This window comes from Nocardia albiluteola, assembly GCF_018860155.1.
Taxonomy (GTDB): domain Bacteria; phylum Actinomycetota; class Actinomycetes; order Mycobacteriales; family Mycobacteriaceae; genus Nocardia; species Nocardia albiluteola.
On sequence record NZ_JAHKNI010000005.1, the window covers coordinates 84,749 to 101,574 of the forward strand.

The 16,826-nt window shown below is 66.0% G+C and carries 15 protein-coding genes; 9 read left to right on the forward strand and 6 right to left on the reverse strand.

The features are described from left to right. Positions 1-8: 8 nt before the first annotated feature. Positions 9-452 (reverse strand): limonene-1,2-epoxide hydrolase family protein, encoded by a 444-nt coding sequence (locus KO481_RS16335; RefSeq protein WP_215918014.1) that lies wholly within the window; start codon positions 450-452, stop codon positions 9-11. Positions 453-617: 165 nt separating this feature from the next. After that, a complete protein-coding gene (locus KO481_RS16340) occupies positions 618-1,367 on the reverse strand; it encodes a TetR/AcrR family transcriptional regulator (protein WP_215918015.1) in 750 nt (249 codons plus the stop codon). A gap of 95 nt (positions 1,368-1,462) precedes the next feature. Between KO481_RS16340 and KO481_RS16345 the strand changes: the two genes are divergently transcribed. Then, entirely contained in the window at positions 1,463-2,653 is a 1,191-nt protein-coding gene (locus KO481_RS16345; RefSeq protein WP_215918016.1) for an FAD-dependent monooxygenase, read from the forward strand. 355 nt (positions 2,654-3,008) lie between these two features. Here KO481_RS16345 and KO481_RS16350 read toward each other — a convergent pair whose 3' ends face one another. From KO481_RS16350 to KO481_RS44775, 3 genes are read right to left on the reverse strand one after another with little or no spacing between them, the layout of a single operon-like run. Beyond that, positions 3,009-4,415, reverse strand: coding sequence for a class II fumarate hydratase (locus tag KO481_RS16350; protein WP_308166641.1), 1,407 nt, complete (start codon positions 4,413-4,415; stop codon positions 3,009-3,011). Between the two features lie 26 nt (positions 4,416-4,441). Next, positions 4,442-5,809, reverse strand: coding sequence for a tyrosine-type recombinase/integrase (locus KO481_RS16355; RefSeq protein ID WP_215918017.1), 1,368 nt, complete (start codon positions 5,807-5,809; stop codon positions 4,442-4,444). Then, positions 5,791-6,015, reverse strand: a complete 225-nt coding sequence (locus KO481_RS44775) for a helix-turn-helix transcriptional regulator (RefSeq protein WP_215918018.1) — start codon at positions 6,013-6,015, stop codon at positions 5,791-5,793. Before KO481_RS44775 ends, KO481_RS16355 begins: the two co-directional genes overlap by 19 nt. 369 nt (positions 6,016-6,384) lie before the next feature. Here KO481_RS44775 and KO481_RS16365 point away from each other — a divergent pair, with 369 nt between their 5' ends. From KO481_RS16365 to KO481_RS16400, 8 genes are all read left to right on the forward strand, one after another. Further along, positions 6,385-6,546, forward strand: coding sequence for a hypothetical protein (locus KO481_RS16365; RefSeq protein ID WP_215918019.1), 162 nt, complete (start codon positions 6,385-6,387; stop codon positions 6,544-6,546). Between the two features lie 352 nt (positions 6,547-6,898). Further along, complete coding sequence (locus KO481_RS16370; RefSeq protein ID WP_215918020.1) at positions 6,899-8,113, forward strand: cutinase family protein; 1,215 nt, start codon at positions 6,899-6,901, stop codon at positions 8,111-8,113. Further along, positions 8,110-9,990 (forward strand): MFS transporter, encoded by a 1,881-nt coding sequence (locus KO481_RS16375; protein WP_215918021.1) that lies wholly within the window; start codon positions 8,110-8,112, stop codon positions 9,988-9,990. Before KO481_RS16370 ends, KO481_RS16375 begins: the two co-directional genes overlap by 4 nt. Continuing rightward, a complete protein-coding gene (locus KO481_RS16380) occupies positions 9,987-10,871 on the forward strand; it encodes an acyl-CoA thioesterase (protein WP_215918472.1) in 885 nt (294 codons plus the stop codon). The genes KO481_RS16375 and KO481_RS16380 overlap by 4 nt, the downstream gene beginning before the upstream one ends. A 337-nt stretch (positions 10,872-11,208) precedes the next feature. After that, positions 11,209-12,117: a hypothetical protein gene (locus KO481_RS16385; RefSeq protein WP_215918022.1), complete on the forward strand. Its 909-nt coding sequence runs from the start codon at positions 11,209-11,211 to the stop codon at positions 12,115-12,117. An 11-nt stretch (positions 12,118-12,128) separates the two neighbouring features. Next, positions 12,129-12,500: a hypothetical protein gene (locus tag KO481_RS16390; protein ID WP_215918023.1), complete on the forward strand. Its 372-nt coding sequence runs from the start codon at positions 12,129-12,131 to the stop codon at positions 12,498-12,500. Between the two features lie 40 nt (positions 12,501-12,540). Next, positions 12,541-13,899: an FAD-dependent oxidoreductase gene (locus KO481_RS16395; RefSeq protein ID WP_215918024.1), complete on the forward strand. Its 1,359-nt coding sequence runs from the start codon at positions 12,541-12,543 to the stop codon at positions 13,897-13,899. Position 13,900: 1 nt separating this feature from the next. Next, the gene (locus tag KO481_RS16400) at positions 13,901-15,112 is read left to right on the forward strand and encodes an oxygenase MpaB family protein (protein WP_215918025.1); all 1,212 of its coding nucleotides are present in this window, start codon (positions 13,901-13,903) and stop codon (positions 15,110-15,112) included. A 4-nt stretch (positions 15,113-15,116) separates the two neighbouring features. Here the strand turns inward: KO481_RS16400 and KO481_RS44350 are convergent, their stop codons facing one another. Further along, positions 15,117-16,346 (reverse strand): cytochrome P450, encoded by a 1,230-nt coding sequence (locus tag KO481_RS44350; RefSeq protein WP_215918026.1) that lies wholly within the window; start codon positions 16,344-16,346, stop codon positions 15,117-15,119. Between the last annotated feature and the right edge of the window lie 480 nt (positions 16,347-16,826).

Here is a 16,826-nt window from a genome sequence, read left to right on the forward strand (position 1 = left end):
ATACCGGCTCAGCGGCGGCGCACAGCGTTCCAGAGCCCTGCCGCGGTGCCGCGCACGAAATTCTCCCAGCTGAAATGGTCGTGCCAGAGGGTGATGCGGCCGTCGACGAGTTCGAATGTTCCGCACACCCAGAACGCGATCTCGACGGGCCCGGCGCGCAGATAATCGGTGCGCTCGGTCAGGACGGTGTCGCCCTCGGAGACGGGGCGGCCGTCCGATTCCATGGCGATGTGGTGCATGTCGGCGCGGAAACCGAAGGAATCCCGGTTGAGTCCGCGCAGCAGCCCGCGGACGCGGCCCAGGCCGCGGACATCGGGCAGTGAGGTGTTTTTCCAGACGATATCGGGGTCGAGCAGATCGAGCGCCTCGTCCACCGCGCCCATCTCCAACGCCGCGAAGAACTCGCGCACCGTGGTGATCGCATCTTGCCGTAGCTCGGGTTTCTCGGACATGCTCCGACTCTAAGCCGCCTATGCGTCCGAAACGGTGGAAACGGTCCCGCCTCCCCGCGCCTTCAGCGTGTCGTTGCTTGCCGCTGGCGTTGCTCGTCGGGCCGGCGGATGATGGCCTGGTTGCGGTGGGCCCGTCCCCGGCGAGTTACCCATGTCCTTGCGAAATCAGTTGTCACGGTGAGTGGCGGCTCTGCGGGTGGCAATCAAGGCGGCCAGGCCGTCGAGAATGCGGTCGATGCCGAAGCGCAGGGCGTTGTCGCGGGCCTCGGGCGGGCCCGGTTCGGTGAACGCGGCGAGGGTGTGCGGGAAGTCTGCGGCCCGGCTCGCCAGGGTCTCGGTGAGCTGGCGGGCCATCTCGTCCTCCACGTCGCCGGTGTTGCCGCCGATGGCCGCCTGGGCCAGGGAGCGGGCGTGGCCGGAGAACAAGACCAGCGCGTCGAGGCGCTCGGGGCCGGTGAGGCCGCGTTCGGCCAGCGGTGCCAGGGCGGCCAGCGCCGCCTCCATCCAACCGATCTCGTTGGGGCCGAACAGCCGTGAGCGCAGGGTGACGTCGAGCGTCCACGGGTGCGCGCGCTGCCATTCGAAGGTGGTCACCGTCCAGGCGCGCATCTGGGCCCGCCACGGTTCTTCGGTCGAATTCTTCGCCACCGCAACAAGATCCGGAGCATTGCCCATCGCTTCGTCCAGCATCAAGGCGATCAGCTCGGCCTTGCCCGGCACATAGCGATACAGCGCCATCTTCGTGCAGCCCAGCCGTTCGGCCAGCCGCTGCATCGAAAGACTGTCCAGCCCTTCGGAATCCGCGAGCGCGATGGCCTCGGTGACGATGCGCTCCAGCGACAGCGAGGGCTTCGGCCCGCGCCTGGGCCGCTGCTGCGCGCCCCAGAGCAGTTCGAGGGCGGTCTGTCCGGTCATGTCTCCATCCTTCCCGAATTCGGGCTTGACGCCAAACTGTGTCCATCGTACGCTAAATCGCGTCCGACAGACACAGTTAAGAACCGGAGCTCACCATGCATAACAAGACCGTTCTCATCTCCGGCGCCAGCATCGCCGGCCCCGCCCTGGCCTACTGGCTGCACCGCTACGGCTTCGATGTCACCGTGGTTGAGCGGGCGCCGCGGCTGCGTCCCGGCGGCCAAGCCATCGACTTCAAGGGGTCCACGCACCGCGCCGTGCTCGAGCAGATGGGAGTGTGGGATGAGATCGTGCGGCAGCAGACCGGCAAGACCGATGTGGTGTTCGCCGACGACGCGGGGCGCGAATTGGCCGTGCTGTCAGGCGATTTCACCGGCGGTGATGTCGAGATCCTGCGGGGCGACCTGGCCCGGATCCTGTACGAGCAGACCGCCGGGACCTGCACCTACCTGTTCGGCGATTCGGTCGCCGCGCTCACCGATACCGCCGATGGCGTGCACGTCGAGTTCGAGCACGCTCCGGCGCGCACCTTCGATCTGGTGTTCGGCGCCGACGGGATCCACTCGCGGGTGCGGCGCCTGGCATTCGGGCCCGAGCGGGACTACGTCCACCACCTGGGCTACTACTACGTCATCGCCGGGGACGCCGGACGGGGATACGACCCCGAGGAGCCGCGCGTGCGCAGGCGGGGGCAGGGCTACAACGAACCGGGGCGGCTGGCGGTGCGTGGCGGTTTCAAGGCTGCGCAGCACTATATCTTCGCCTCCCCGGAAATCGGCATTCCCCGCGATGACGTTGCCGCGCAACAGCGTATCCTCGCTGACGCCTATTCCGAGGTCGGCGGTCCCGTGCCGGCCATGCTCGCCGAACTGCCCGGGCTGGACGACTTCTACCTCGATTCGATCAGCCAGGTCCGGATGAAGGGTCGGTACACGAAGGGCCGGATCGCGCTGATCGGTGATTCCGCGTACGGAAATACGCTGGGCGGCTTCGGAACCGGTCTGGCCGTCGTCGGCGCCTATGTGCTGGCCGGTGAGCTCGCGGCGGCCGGGGGCGAGCATGCCGGGGCCTTCGCTCGCTACGACGAGATCATGCGCCGTAACGCCAAGATCGCCGGGAACTCCAATGCCGGGCGGTTCCTGGCGCCACGAACCGCGCGTGGCATCGCGATGCGTAACTGGTTCCTGGAGTCGCGAACCTTCGCGCTGATGACGAAGTACGCGGACAGCGCGGCCAAGGATGCCGGCCTGAAGGACTACCCGGCGCTGGCGGCCGCCGCCGTGTAACCGGTCTTCTCGAGGGTGGCACAGGAATTTCCGGGCCGCTGACGGTGCATTCTGTCAGCCGACTGTGAGAATCGAAAATCCTGAAACAACCTGGCTGTAGCCCTCGATTAACTGGATGACCGCACAGGGCGGCACTCAGAAAGGAAGAACAATGGCTATCAGCGACATCTCCCAGGTCCTCGACTTCATCGTCCAGCTGTTCAGCCAGGGGCGTTCCATCTTCGGTCTGTAATCTCGGGGCGCGGATCGAGCCGCGCCGCGCATGCCCCCGCCGGGGATCCGGTTGTTCCATTCGATTGCTGACAAATTGCTATCGTTAATGGAAAATCGGATCCCGGGCAGGAAAATCAGTTCTTTATTCGGAATCCTCCACCTTCGCCATGGACAGCACGTCCAGGCGGCGATCGAGCTCTGCGAGGGAGAGTTCGTCGCCGATCAATCCGCGGTCGATGACCGTCTGGCGGATGGTTTTGTGTTCCTTCAATGCCTGCTTCGCCACGGCGGCCGCCTCCTCGTAACCGATCGCCGAGTTCAACGGCGTGACGATCGACGGGGAGGATTCGGCCAGGTGGCGCAGGCGCTCGGTATCGGCGGTCAGCCCGCTGATGCACTTGTCCGCGAACAGCCGGGATACATTGGCCAGCAGGCGAATCGACTCCAGGACGTTGCGCGCCATCATCGGGATGTAGACGTTCAGCTCGAACGCGCCGTTGCCGCCGCCCCAGGTGACCGCGGCGTCGTTACCGATGACCTGCGCGGCGACCTGCGTAACTGCCTCGGGCAGAACGGGATTCACCTTGCCGGGCATGATCGACGAGCCCGGCTGCAGATCGGGCAGCTGGATCTCCGCCAGGCCCGTCAGCGGGCCCGAGCCCATCCAGCGAATATCGTTGGCGATCTTCGTCAGTGAGATCGCGACCGTGCGCAGCGCGCCCGACAGCTCCACCAGGCCGTCGCGCGCGGCCTGCGCCTCGAAATGATTACGTGCCTCGGACAATTCGTCCAGTCCGGTCGAACGCTGCAGTTCCGCAACGACCTTCGTGCCGAAACCGGCCGGAGCGTTGAGTCCGGTACCGACCGCGGTGCCACCGATGGGCAGCTCGCCCAGGCGCACCAAAGTCGCTGTGAGCCGGTCGATTCCGGCCTCAACCTGCCGGGTGTAACCACTGAACTCCTGGCCGAGGGTCACCGGGACCGCGTCCATCAGGTGGGTGCGCCCGGACTTCACGACCGTGCGCCACTCGGTTGCCTTGTCCAGCAGGCGGAGTCGCAGATGGTCCAGGGCCGGAATCAGATCCTTCACCACGGCCTCGGTGGCGGCCAGATGCGTTGCGGTGGGAAAGGTATCGTTCGAGGACTGCGACATATTGACGTCGTCGTTGGGGTGCACGGTGACCCCACGGGCCGCGGCCAGGCTCGCGATTACCTCGTTGGCATTCATGTTCGAGCTGGTACCCGAACCGGTCTGGAATACGTCGATCGGGAACTGCTCGTCGTGCCTGCCGTCCGCGATCTCCCCGGCGGCGGCGATGATCACCTCGGCCTTGGCGGAATCGAGCAGCCCCAGCTCCCGGTTCACCGCCGCGCAGGCCGCCTTCAGCAGGCCCAGCGCCCGGATCTGCGCCCGCTCGAGCCCGCGCCCGCTGATCGGGAAGTTTTCCACCGCCCGCTGCGTCTGTGCCCGCCACAGCGCGTCCACCGGAACCTTGACCTCGCCCATCGTGTCGTGTTCGACTCGGTAGTCGGCATCTGTGCTGTTCACGAGTGGTTTCCTCCTGCGGATGGCTACTAGGAAGCATTTTTTTCCAACTTCGTTCCAACTTTGGCGGTCCGTCCTTTGTTCCGCCGCCGGTCGATCCAGATCCGGTGCTTACGGTACGCCGTCGGTGTCCAATCCAGGGCAAGTGTCTCCAGTGCATCGGCGTTGTCGACAGGCTCGATCGGGCGCCCCTTTGGGTCGATGTAGTGCCGTTGCGCAATCGTTCGTCGAAGTGCCGATGTGTGGCCCAGTTGCGCACTGGCCTTGTCATCGTCGCCGGTGACCACGGCAACGACGGTTGCGACCGTATCCCGAAGGTTCGTCCAGATGAACCACTCGTATTCATTGTCACGGAATGTGCGCAAGGTCTCAAGAGCTGCTTGCACCGTGGAGGGGTGTAGCCAATCGCCGTTGCCGTAGGGCGGCAGAAATATGGCTTGTTCGTCAGATGCTGGCTGGTCGAACTCTCGCCAAGCTCTGAGTATTGTCGTTAGCCATCGGGGCGCAACGACGTAATAGTGGGGGCCGCGCTTGCGCTTGTTCTGTCGGTGGAATGGTTCTGCGACAATAGTTCCGCAGACATGAATGATTGCCCGTTCTTCGTCCAGGTCGAGGACGTCGCGCCATCGCACTGCAATTGCCTCGGAGGGCCTCATGCCGGTCCCAAGCAGTAAGAGAAAGTAACAAGGAAGATACTCGCTGGGGCTGTAGCCGTATTCGAGCCAACGTGTGATGGCGTTCAGTACACCCGTAGGCTCGGCGCCGACCAGCGCACGAGGTTCGTAGCCTCCAGGTTTGGGTTGGGGTATACCCTGCATAGGGTTCACTTCGATGGGAGCACTGGTCATCAGCATCTTCCACACGTTCTTGAGTATGACGTGGTGGAGCATCGCGGTGTTGGGGGCAACTTCGAATACTTCGTCGAGGTAGTCGACGATATCCAACCGGTTGCACGCCTCTCCGATCGTCAATCCGCCAAATTCTTTCTCCAACTTGTAGGCATTCGGCTTTCGGTTTCGTGCGTTCTTAGGGGCAGGTTTGATACCTCGGTGGTAATTGTTGTAAGTGCGTTGGACTATCTCGCCCTTGGCAACTCGCGCCGACTGGAGTTTCAGCCAATAGTCGAATACGTCGATCATCTTGTCCGTGAGCGCGAACCGCCGGCGCTGTGAAAGTCTCCGTCGATTGCTTCCTTTGGTGTTGTTTTTATCGAAGTTGTGCCAGAAGTCATCGAGGCATTCTTTACGAGTCCTGCCTTTGCCGCTGCTGCGAGGATAATCGCCGTTGAGGGCGCGGTGCCTGACCCGAGTCAATCTCCAGATGCCGTCTGGACCTTTCGTCGGGTTGATTTTGTCTTGGTCCGGTGGTGCGCCGGGGACTAGTTTGTCTTGCGACATGCCGCCTTCCTCGTTCGGTCTGTGTCGAGCGCATCTTGTGCCCAAGCGTCGAAGTCCTTGCGGGGGTAGCGGACTTCACCTCCGCCTAGACGCCTGCATGGAGGCCCCTTGCCCGCGCTTGCCCAATTGGCAAGCGTCTTAGGGGCGAGCCGTAATCGCTCGGCGACTTCGGCTCGGGTCAGGTATGTCGGCTCGGTTATGGCCATGTGGACTCTCCATGGACTCTGTGGCTGGAACAAGACCTCGCCGGTTCGCCGGACGGTAGCCGAAGGGGATTCCGGCCGCTTGGCTGAACGAGTGGACTCGGTGTGCACGATCACGCGGGCCTGGCGGGTCCGCACCGAGGTTGCGGGTGTTGATCGCAGTCCAATACGACCTGGACCGATCCGTCGACTGGACGCCCGTGTACTGCAGGTCGTTCGTTGCGGCGCTGTCCGTGCGGATCGCTGGGTACATGGGGGATACAGTAGCGCATGAAGAGAACAGATTCTATTGAAGTTCTATTGACAGTCGGATGATGTTCTATCTAGATTCCTCATCGAGGGGTGGGAGTCCGGCTCCGAGAGCCTTCGTCAGTGCGCACCGACGCGCTGGATCGGCTGTCACGTCCTCGATCCCGGCCCGCACTGTGCGGCTCGATCGATGAAAGGAACGAAATGGACATCATTGGTACGGCGATCAACCTCTGGCACGGCTTTCTCGACGTGATCGCCCTTGCCTCGTGGTTCCTTCCCTGATCCTGTCCCGCGGGGCCGCGCAACTACATTGCGCGGCCCCGCTTTTCGATAGCCGCCGATGGGTCGCACCCGGGCGGGCAGTTCTGAACGCGTCCGGTCCCGGTCGAGGTCCGTGCGAGCGTCGATGATCACCAGCCATCGCAGCGGTGCACGCCCGCGGCCTGGACGCCAATTGCGAAGGGCAAGTGAGCATGACCATCTCTTCTCTCGGCGATCGCGTCGAGTTGACAAGCAGCACAGCTCAATTGAATGACTACGGCACATCGTCGCCAGTTGGGGCATTGACCGATCGGCGAGGTCCCGCTGCATCGGGCGAAAGCCCGGAAAGGGCAGTTCGGTCGGAGGATGCGCGGTGAGCCGAGGAAAGTTCGGAGGGGTGCTCGGGTCGGCCGCCCTTGTCGCCGCGGCGTTGGGCGTGGGCACCGGAACGGCGGCCGCGGATACCGGTGCCGGACCGCTGCCAGAGGGCTGCCGCGCGCTGGTGGTGATCGGGATCCAGGGGACCGGCCAATCTTCCCCGGATCCGCAAGCCGATACCGGCATGCTCGGCAGCATCCTGGGCCCGCTGGCCCACGACAACGACATGGCCCAGGTCTTCATCCCCTACCCGGCGAGTTTCGGCAGCGTGCCTGGCACCCCTCCCGGCCCGACTTTCGCCGCGTCGGCCCTCCAGGCGCAGACGCGGCTGGACGTCACGGCTGCGGACGTTGCCGCGCAGTGCCCAACCTCGCGGATCGCGGTTGTCGGGTACTCCCAAGGGGCCGGTGCTGCAACAGATTTCGCCCGTCGGGAGGGCGCAGGGACGGGGCCGGTGCCTTCGGATCGCATCGCGGGCATCGCTGCGATATCGGACTGGACCCGCCCACCCGGCCCGAATGCTGTCCCGGGCCGCCCCGGGCAACAATCCCCGGACCCGGTGCCGGGAACATCCGGAACCTCGACCAAGTCCGTGCGGCTGGCGCCGGTGCCCGCCGATGGTGGAATCGCGTCGAATCCACAGGATTTCGGGACCGTCAACGGGAGGGTTGTGGAGATCTGCGCGGACGGGGATCTCGCCTGCAATGCCCCCGACAACGCCGATGCAGTGAAATTCGCGGCAGGAGTCGCGGCGCATACCGATTTCCGCGACCCGATTACGGCGGTCACCTCGGCGGGAGCGGCAGTGTCGGGGGCGTTGTCCACGGCCACGACCCAAACATTGCTCGACGACGTCAATGTCCAGGGCGGCCAAGTCGATTATCTGCCGGGTCGCAGCATCTCTGACCGCGTGGCGCAGGCGGCGGTCTCACCTGACCCGGCGCCGCCGGCACAGCAGGCGCAGGCCGCCGCCGCGAAGATGCAGCAGGTGATCGGGGCGGTGGTGGCCGATCCGATCGGACAACTGCCGCACCTGGCGGCCCAGCTCGCCGCCGCAATCGGACCCAATCTCGCGGCGAACGCCGCCGACGGAACGGCACTGGTGCGCCTCGCCGGCTCGATCGGCCCCCACGATTCATATACCGCTAATCCTCAAGTGACACAGTGGATGTCAGCGTTGGCCCACGATGCCGTCGGAGGGCGACGATGATCAGCCCGGCGGCGCGATCCGCCCGCGCGGTCGCGGTGGTCAACGTGATCACCGGCCCCCACCGGCTGGAAACATGGATCACCGACGCGTTCTCGGCCACCCTGTCGACCCTCGACACAGCGGACGGGCTGAAACGATTCGATCTCGTTCGTGTGTCCGCCACGGATCGTGCGGTCCTGGCCTCCATCACCGTATGGGACGACATCGCCGCATTCGAGCGGTGGCGGCTCAGCCCCTCATTCGCGGCAGCACATCCACACCGGGGGGAGCACGCTGCAAAGTTCGCCGAACTACGGGCCGAGCGCCTCGAATTCCCGGTGCGGACGCGGCGCTACGGCCACGACCTGACTACCGAGCAGATCATCGCCCAGGTACGGACAGCGCATCCTGATCTCGTTCCCTCGCGCGGGCAGTTGGTTCACGAGCTGCACTGGCCAGACTCGGGGCGCGCAAGCCCGCCGCGAGCTTCCTGGATTCTTCTGATCGCTTGCAGTGCAACATTTCTCGCCCTGCTCGACGCCACTGTAGTGAATCTCGCGTTCACCGCGCTGGCGATGCGGTTTCCAGCGGCCGGGCCGAATTTGGCGTGGGTCATCAGTGGGTTCGCGACCGCTTTCGCGGCCGTGCTGACCGTCGCAGGCCGATGGGCCGACTCCATCGGGCACCGCCGCGTGCTGGTGGCAGGGGTGCTCGGATTCGCGGTCACGTCGTTGGGGTGCGCACTGGCGCCGAACGCCGGCGTGCTGATCGCAGCGCGGGTCGCTCAAGGCGTCGCGGCGGCGCTGATGCTGTCCCCGGCCTTGGGAGCGGTGCTGGCCAGCGTTCCGCCGGACCGCGCTGGGGCCGGAATCCGCGCGTGGGCGGCAGCCGGAGCGCTGGCAGCCGCGCTCGGCCCGGCCGTCGGCGCGGCGGCAGTCACGTGGTGGGGGTGGCAAGCGATCTTCCTGCTCAACCTACCCGTCTGCGCGATCCTTATCCCTCTGAGCGTGATAGCGCTGCCACCAGATACCCGGCATCAGCGTGGGAGGCCGGATCTGGTCGGGGCGCTGCTATGGAGTGGCGGCGTCGCGATGCTGGTCGCGACCCTGACCGAGGGCCACTCCTGGGGAACGGCCAGCGCGGCCACGGCCACAATGGCGCTGACGGTCGCTGGGCTGCTGGGCTGCGCGGCCGCGTGCTGGCGCGGGGCTACCCACACCCGGCCGGGGCTGCCGGTACGGCTGTGGCGCAGGTCTACGCCGTTCGCTATCTCGGGCGCGGTCCAAGCCGCACTCGGCGTCGTGATGGGCGTGGTGCTCCTGGCGATTCCCGTTTTCCTGCAGCAGGTTTGGCGTCAATCACTGCTGCATACCGCGGGCTGTATCGGCGTGATCGGGGTGGCGGCGATGCTGTCGGCCCCGATCTGCGGTCGAGGTGTGCCCGCGCGGCGCCCCGGATGGCTGTGCGCCGCCGGAATGGCACTCATCGCCGCTGCCTGCGCAGTCTGCACAAGCGAACACTTCTCCGCCACCACCGATCTGCCGTTGTGGTGGCCGTTAGCGATCGCGTTCGGCGTGGGGGTCGGCGCTACGGTCACCGGCCTGGCGATCATCACTGCCGCCACAGTGCCCGAGGCAGATATCAGCGCCGGGCTGGGCATGGGCCTGACCCTGCGCCAGACCGGGTCCGCGCTCGGCGTCGCGATCGTGGCCGCGGTCGTGGCCCCCGGCCCGCAGTACATCCCCTCGATACACCGACTCTTCGCGATCACCAGCGTCGTCGTGCTGCTCGGCGCGCTCGCCGCGGTGGCGATTCAGCTCCCCGCGCACCGACCCGCCCGCCGGAGCGTCCGCACTGCACCCGGAACACCCGTCCAGCAGACTGGAGAACCTCTGTGACCTACACGCAGACAACCGATTTCGAAGAACTACTGAACCTGCTCGCCCTCGACCCGACCGACGCGGACACCTTCACCGGCCACCATCCGACCAAGAGTTGGAAGCGTGTCTTCGGCGGTCAATTCCTGGCGCAAGCCGTTATGGCCGCCGGGCGCACTGTTACCGACTATGAACGGCGGCCGTTGCACACGCTCAGCGCGCATTTCGTGCGGGCCGGCAGCCTCGATGAGCCGGTGTCCTATCACGTCGAGCGTTTGCGCGATGGGCGTTCGCTGGCCAGCCGCGCCGTGACCGCCTACCAGGGTGAGCAGGTAGTGGCGGTGTTCCTCGCCGGATTTCAAGCCTCACGGGCAGGGCTCGAACATCAGGTCCCGATGCCGAGGGTGCCAGCCCCGCAGGGCCTGCCGCAGATCGCCGCATCCTTCGCGGACCGAGAGGGCCTGGAAATGTTCTCGGAGTCGCTGATGCCGCTGGACATTCGGTACACCGATGCGCCCCCGTGGGTGCTGCAGAAGCAAGGCCGTCGCCCCACTGTGTGCCGGGCGTGGATGCGCGCGGACGGCACACTGCCGGACGCCCCGCTCATCCATGCCGCGGTGCTCGCGTACGCCAGCGACCAGACACCGCTGGATCCGATCGTCACTAGATACGGCCTGGCCTGGGGTGCGGACCGGATCGTTCCGGCCACGCTCGACCATCACCTGTGGATCCACCGGCCACCGCGGATGAACGCCTGGACCCTCTACGCGACCCAATCGCCTACCGCCGCAGGCTCCCGGGCACTGGTTACCGGACAGCTCTACACCGATGACGGAATGCAAATCGCCACCGTCACACAGGAGGATGCGGTGCTCGCCTATCGACGCGGGACCGCGTCGTGACCGCCGGTTCCACGGTCTTCGACGTCGCCCGTCCATCGGCCCCAGAGCCTGCTCCGGTTACCCGCACCTGGGGCGTGGCGAGCCTGCGGCGAGACCTCGACCAGCTGCCGGACTTCTGGCCACGGCGCGGCGGCGAGACCGGGCGAAAGCGAGATTTAAGGCCAGACCGTATGAGCCACAACACTATTGCCGCAGTCATCGCATCTTTCATCGGCGTGGCCGCGACGGTCATGACATGCATCGGAATCCGAGATCCGCAGTGCAAACACGGTGCAGAACAACAAGTTCCGAGCGCATCGCACAATCCGGAGAAACAACCGAATATCCAGGAGGGGACATGACCCAGCAATCCAGAGCGGCTTGGCTGCAGCAGTACGGGCTGACGCTACCGCAGCACCGGCCCGAGATCGACGTCGATGATCCACTCGACATCGAGCAACGTCGGGCCCCTGCGAACGTCCGAGTTCATCTCGAGCTGATGATCCGGGCGGCCGCGGTTGCCAGCCTCTCCGAGAGCGAGTTCATCGCGCGGATCCGGTCTACCAGCACCGAGATCTGGGCAGCCTCGGGCGCGACCCCGATCACCCGGTACGCGCTGGCGCACGACGGAAGGCTCTACCGCGATATCGACCTGGGCAGGGACCTGGCGCTCACGGTGCTGCGCGGCGCCTGGGACACCAGCTACGCCGCCCAAGCCCACGCTGCGATGATGTGGCAGGCGCAGCACGTGCGCGGCGCGCACGACCGCGGCGATATCCGGCTCAGCCATCCGGTCATGTGGGCCCGGATGATCACTGCGGCCGGGCAGATCGGTGCCACGCTGCGGCCCGTCCCTCCGGCCGCGACGGGAGTGTGGGCGCACGCTGCCGCTCGCACCGCGGGAGTCCTTGCGCAATGGTCTCACCGGGCACAGCCCGCCATGACCGAGCGAATCGCGGGGGCCGCACTGGATTTGGGACGGTCTGCGCAGACCGCACCGCCAGAGACGACCAGACGCGAGATCGGCGCGTGCACGGCGCGCGTCGCGTATGGACTCGCCCAACTCGATCGCGCGGTGATCGATCCACCTCGGGAGCAGTTGCTCTTGCTGGCGCAGCTGATGGGCGTGGTCCTGCTGATCGCCAAGGCACACCGGGACCGGGGCGAGATCCACCCGGGGCGCGGCCTCGAGGCTGCTGCTGCATCGCTGTCGATGGTATGCCGAGACCTGCACACGCAGGCACAGCGCCGGGGATCGGCACAATGAGCGCCCGAGCATTGCCGATCTCGATCGAGGCCGCTCGCGGTCTGGCCGAAATCAGCGACGGACTGGTTCTGGTCTTGCTGCGCGACCAGCAGGTGGTCGGTGTACTGCACGTCGAGGAAGGCGCCGCGGATGCTGTCGGGGCCGCGGCGACAACGGTGCTTGCCGACCAGGCAGTAGTTGTCGTCATCGCGACTCTGAAAGCCGCTGGCCGTCTGATACTCCTGGCAGACCAGATGCGAAAGATATTGGCTGCCAACGGTGTCGAGGTGACAGCCAGTGTGCACGTTCCCAGTCTGAAGCCGGGGGCGCGGTGGACGGACCTGGCGTTGGTCGACGCGCGGGACGGCATTCTCGGCCGCATGATCGGACGACGACGCCGATGACCACGCCAAGCAGGTCGACGAGCGAGCCCAGGTGCACAACGTGAGCACCACCGGGGCCCGGGAGCGTGGAACTGCGGTGGTGATCGGTGGCGGGCTGGCGGGCATGCTGGCGGCGTGGGCGCTGCGCGGCGCCGCGCAGCGGGTGATCGTCGTCGAGCGCGACGTATATCCGGACCAGCCTGTTTTCCGGCCAGGGGTACCGCAGTCGCGGCACGCCCATTTGCTGCTGGAGGGCGGGCACCGCCGCCTTGAGCAGTTCTTGCCCGGCGTGCGCTCCGAGCTGTTGGCCCGTGGTGCGGTCCTGGTCGCGATGTCCGGTGGGTTGCGCTGGCTGACCTCGGCGGGGCCGATGGCCGAGCACCATACCGACCTCGCGTTCCTGAGCTGCCCTCGACCGCTGCTCGATCACGTTGTGCGCTCCCGCGTCTGGCGCCCGCCGTCACGGACTGTCGACGGCACGGTGATCGAGGTTGTGCAGGGAGCGGAGGTGGTCGGGCTGCTCGGGTCCGATCGCGCTGTGACCGGCGTGCGGATCCGCAGGCGTGGGCGGGTCACCGAGTCGCGGCAGCCTGCCGAGCTGGTGGTGGACGCCTCGGGCCGGGGTACTCGACTGCCGCGATGGCTCGCCGCCCTGGGATGTGCCCCGCTGCCGGTCGACGTCGTCGACGCCGGCGTGGCCTACACCAGCCGCATCGTGCACCGCCCTCCAGATTCGCGACTCGGCTACTCCGCTCTGTACGTGCAGGCCACCCGCGAGCAGCCCCGGACCGGGGCGGTGCTACCGATCTCGGAGGATCAGTGGATCATCTCGCTCGGCGGGATGCGCGGACACGAACCCGATTCCGGCGCAGAAGGATTCGCCACGATGCTCGCCCAGCTCCAGGAGCGCGAACCGCTGCTGGAGGATATGCTGCACACGGCTGAGCCTGTAGGGGAGGTCTGGGGCTTTCGCCCGGGCCCGAGCGTGCGACGACACCTCGAAGCTCATAACACCCCGGACGGACTTATCGCGCTCGGGGACGCCCACACCTGCCTGAATCCGGTGTACGGGCAGGGCATGTCGACCACGATCGACGCCGCGATCGGACTGCGCGCGGCCGCGCAACGCCACCGCGACATCGGCCCCCGCACCGCCCGCGCGGCGCGCGCAGCGATCACAGCCGCATCGGCGGCACCGTGGATGATGTCGACGGCCGAGGACGGCCGCTACAAGGGCACCATCAATGCACCGACCGGACCGCTGATCCGCGCGCAACACCGCTACTTGGATCAGGTCTTGGCCCGAGCCACCACCGACCCCCGCGCCGCGCACGCATTCGAGCGGGTGATGTCCCTGATCGCCCCACCGGCCAGCCTGTTCCGGCCCAGCATCCTGGTCCCGATCGTGCTGCGGCATTGACATGACCAGTGGATATCCCGAACCTCAGCCCGAGCGGCCCCCGGCCCAGATCCCGTTCCCAGCCCTTCGGCACCTGGCTCCCGGCGATATCCGCGCCACCGCCGCGCAGCGCACCGCGTATCTGCGCCGCTACCCCCACCTCGGCGACCCGCCCGCCGATGCCGTGGTCGCGATGATCCAGAGGCTCCCGCCCGGCCGAGGCCGCGCCCTGTTCGACACCGCCCTCGAGTATGGAATCACCGCGGTCTCCGACCCGCCCGCCGAACTCCGGGACTTCTTCGCGGCCCTGGAGGAGCCCTACTGGATCGATGCAGACCAGCTCGACCTGGCCTGCCGCGTCACCGCCCGCACCGGGCTGATCGGCCTGTCCGCCCTGGCCATGCTGGCGCTGTGCGGCGGCTACCTGGCATACCGCGCCACCAAACCGCTCGTGCGTACCGGAAACCTGGAGCGTATGGCACCTCGACGGCTGGCCGAGACCGTGAAGTGGTGGATGGATGTCACCACGCCCGGCGGGATGCATCGTTTTGCCCCCGGATTCAAAGGCGTCGTGCAGGTGCGCCTGACTCACGCGCTGGTCCGTGCAGGGATGGCCCGGCGTCCGGACTGGGACAGCGAGGCTTGGGACATTCCGCTCAATACCTCACAGCTCGCGGGGACGGTCATGCTGTTCGCAGTTGCGCCGCTGGCTGGATCACAAGTCTGCGGACTGCATTTCACTGCAGGCGAGAGGAACGCGGTCTACCACCTCTGGCGCTACGTCGGACACCTCATCGGCGTGCGCCCGGAACTTCTGCCGAGCACCGAAAACGACTACTGGCGCATGCTGGGGATCCAGGCGGACTACGAATTCGGTGCCCCCGACCAGGATTCCCGACGTCTGGCACAAGCGCTCATCCACGCCATCGGCCCTCTCGTGGTCGGTGACGGCCACGGTCCGGGGCAGCGAGTTCACCGAGCAGCAGCCACCGATCTCCTGTGCGCCTACGGCCGCCTGGTCCTGGGGAAGGACAACGCTGATCTGCTCGGACTACCCGATCGAAAGTGGGCCCAGGGCACCGTGATAGCTGGCGCCGCTCTCGTCACCAGCCTCGATGGGGCGCGTCGCCTGCTACCTGGGATGACGCGTTGGTGCGAATTCGCCGGACGGCGGAGTCAGCGAGCGGCAACCCAGCGGATGATGTCTTTCCGTCAGGACCGAGGTTGGTTGTAGCGGGTCATCGCAGGATGACGGGCATTTCCACGATGCGCCGGAAGAAGATCGCGCGCCGCCACCGCAGCTCGTCCGCGCCTGTCGCCAGCGCGATATCAGGGTACCGGTCCAGGAGCCGAGTGACCGCGATGCGGGTGAGCGTGCGCGCGAGTGGGGCACCGAGGCAGTAGTGAATGCCGTGACCGAACGGCAGAGATCGTCGCGGCTTCCGTGTCGAGTCGAAGGCATGCGGGCACTCGTTGGCCCGGGAATCGTAGCCAGCAGCAAGCAAGGAGATCCAGATCCATTCACCTGCACGAATGTCTTGACCGGCCAGCGTGATCGGCTCGGTCGCCACACGCAGTGTCGCCACCGGTTGCGGCGTGTACACCCGTAATGCCTCCTCGATCACGGCATCGAGGGACTTGGGATCCTCGCGCACCCGAGCCATCTCGGCGGGATGGGTCAGCAGGGCAAACATGCTGGTCAAGATCATCGAGGTGACCGCCTCATGTCCGGCCAGCAGAATGATCGATGCCGTCGAGGTGGCCTCACGGAAGCTTATCTCCCCGCGGCGGTGAGCGGCAGCGAGCGTGCTGAGGATGTCATCGCGCGGTGCGAACCGCCGCGCGAGCATCAACGGTAAGATCATCCGGGCGTAATCGATGACCCCACTGCGCAGTTCAGGCACGCTCGAGGTTAGGTAGTCGCCGAGCACGGCCGAGGACCGAGTGATCGTGTCCGAATACTCGACCGGAACGCCCGTGATCTCCGCTGCGATCTGAACCGGCAGCGGCACAGCAAACGCCGCCGATAGATCGAATTCAGCTGTTGCTGCGGAATCCATCCGGTCCAGCAAGTCATCGGCAAGTTGCGTGATACGAGGGACGCGGGCGGCCAGGCCACGCTGGCTAAACGGCTCGGCGACGACCGCGCGCAACCGCTCGTGGTCGGGCGGCTCGGACCCGAGCATATGCGTAATCAGATGTGCATTCGCCCAGCGGTTGAATCTTGAGCGCCGCGACAGGTTGCTGACGTCCAAGAGGTAGGAGCCGTTCATGGTCTCCGGCGTTTTCGCCACATGGGGGTGGGTGAAAACCTCGCGAGCGAGCTCATAGCCGGTGATCATCCAGCCGTCGATGCCCTGCGGCGCCGAAAAACGATGGATGGGCCCCTGCTCGGCCAGCTGATGCATGACCTTCTCTGGCGCCGCGTAGTAGTCGTCATCGAACGTCATGTGCACAGGCGTCGTCACCTGCTTGGTTCTACCAGTGAACCTCATTCGGCGCGAGCGGGATACGCCTGTGCACCCGATGTCGCCCCGTAGTCAACCCAGTTCGAAGGCATGAAATATGTTGCGCTACCGCCAAATTCACGACTCGATGTCAGCAGATGCGATGGCTTCCCGCTGTGCTTGTCTCTAATCCGGTGGCTAAGTGCAGGTTTGACATCGCCTCGAAGAGAGAACGCGATCTCATCTGTGATTGCGGGTTGCGCAGCAACCGATTAGAGTCGGCTGGTAACGCACTTGTTCCATACGGAACAAGGTCCTGTCGGCACTGCTCAATCATCCGGCTTGATGCGTCCGCAGCCCTTCGGAGACGGCATACGCCGTCAGCGGGGGAGGGCTCCGTTCGACGTGAAAGCAGCCTGATGAGAATCGAAGTCCGCCGTGTGCTTCTCCACAATGGCCGCCGTTCTGTGCGGTGCCGCGGTCCTCCTGAACGCGCAGCCG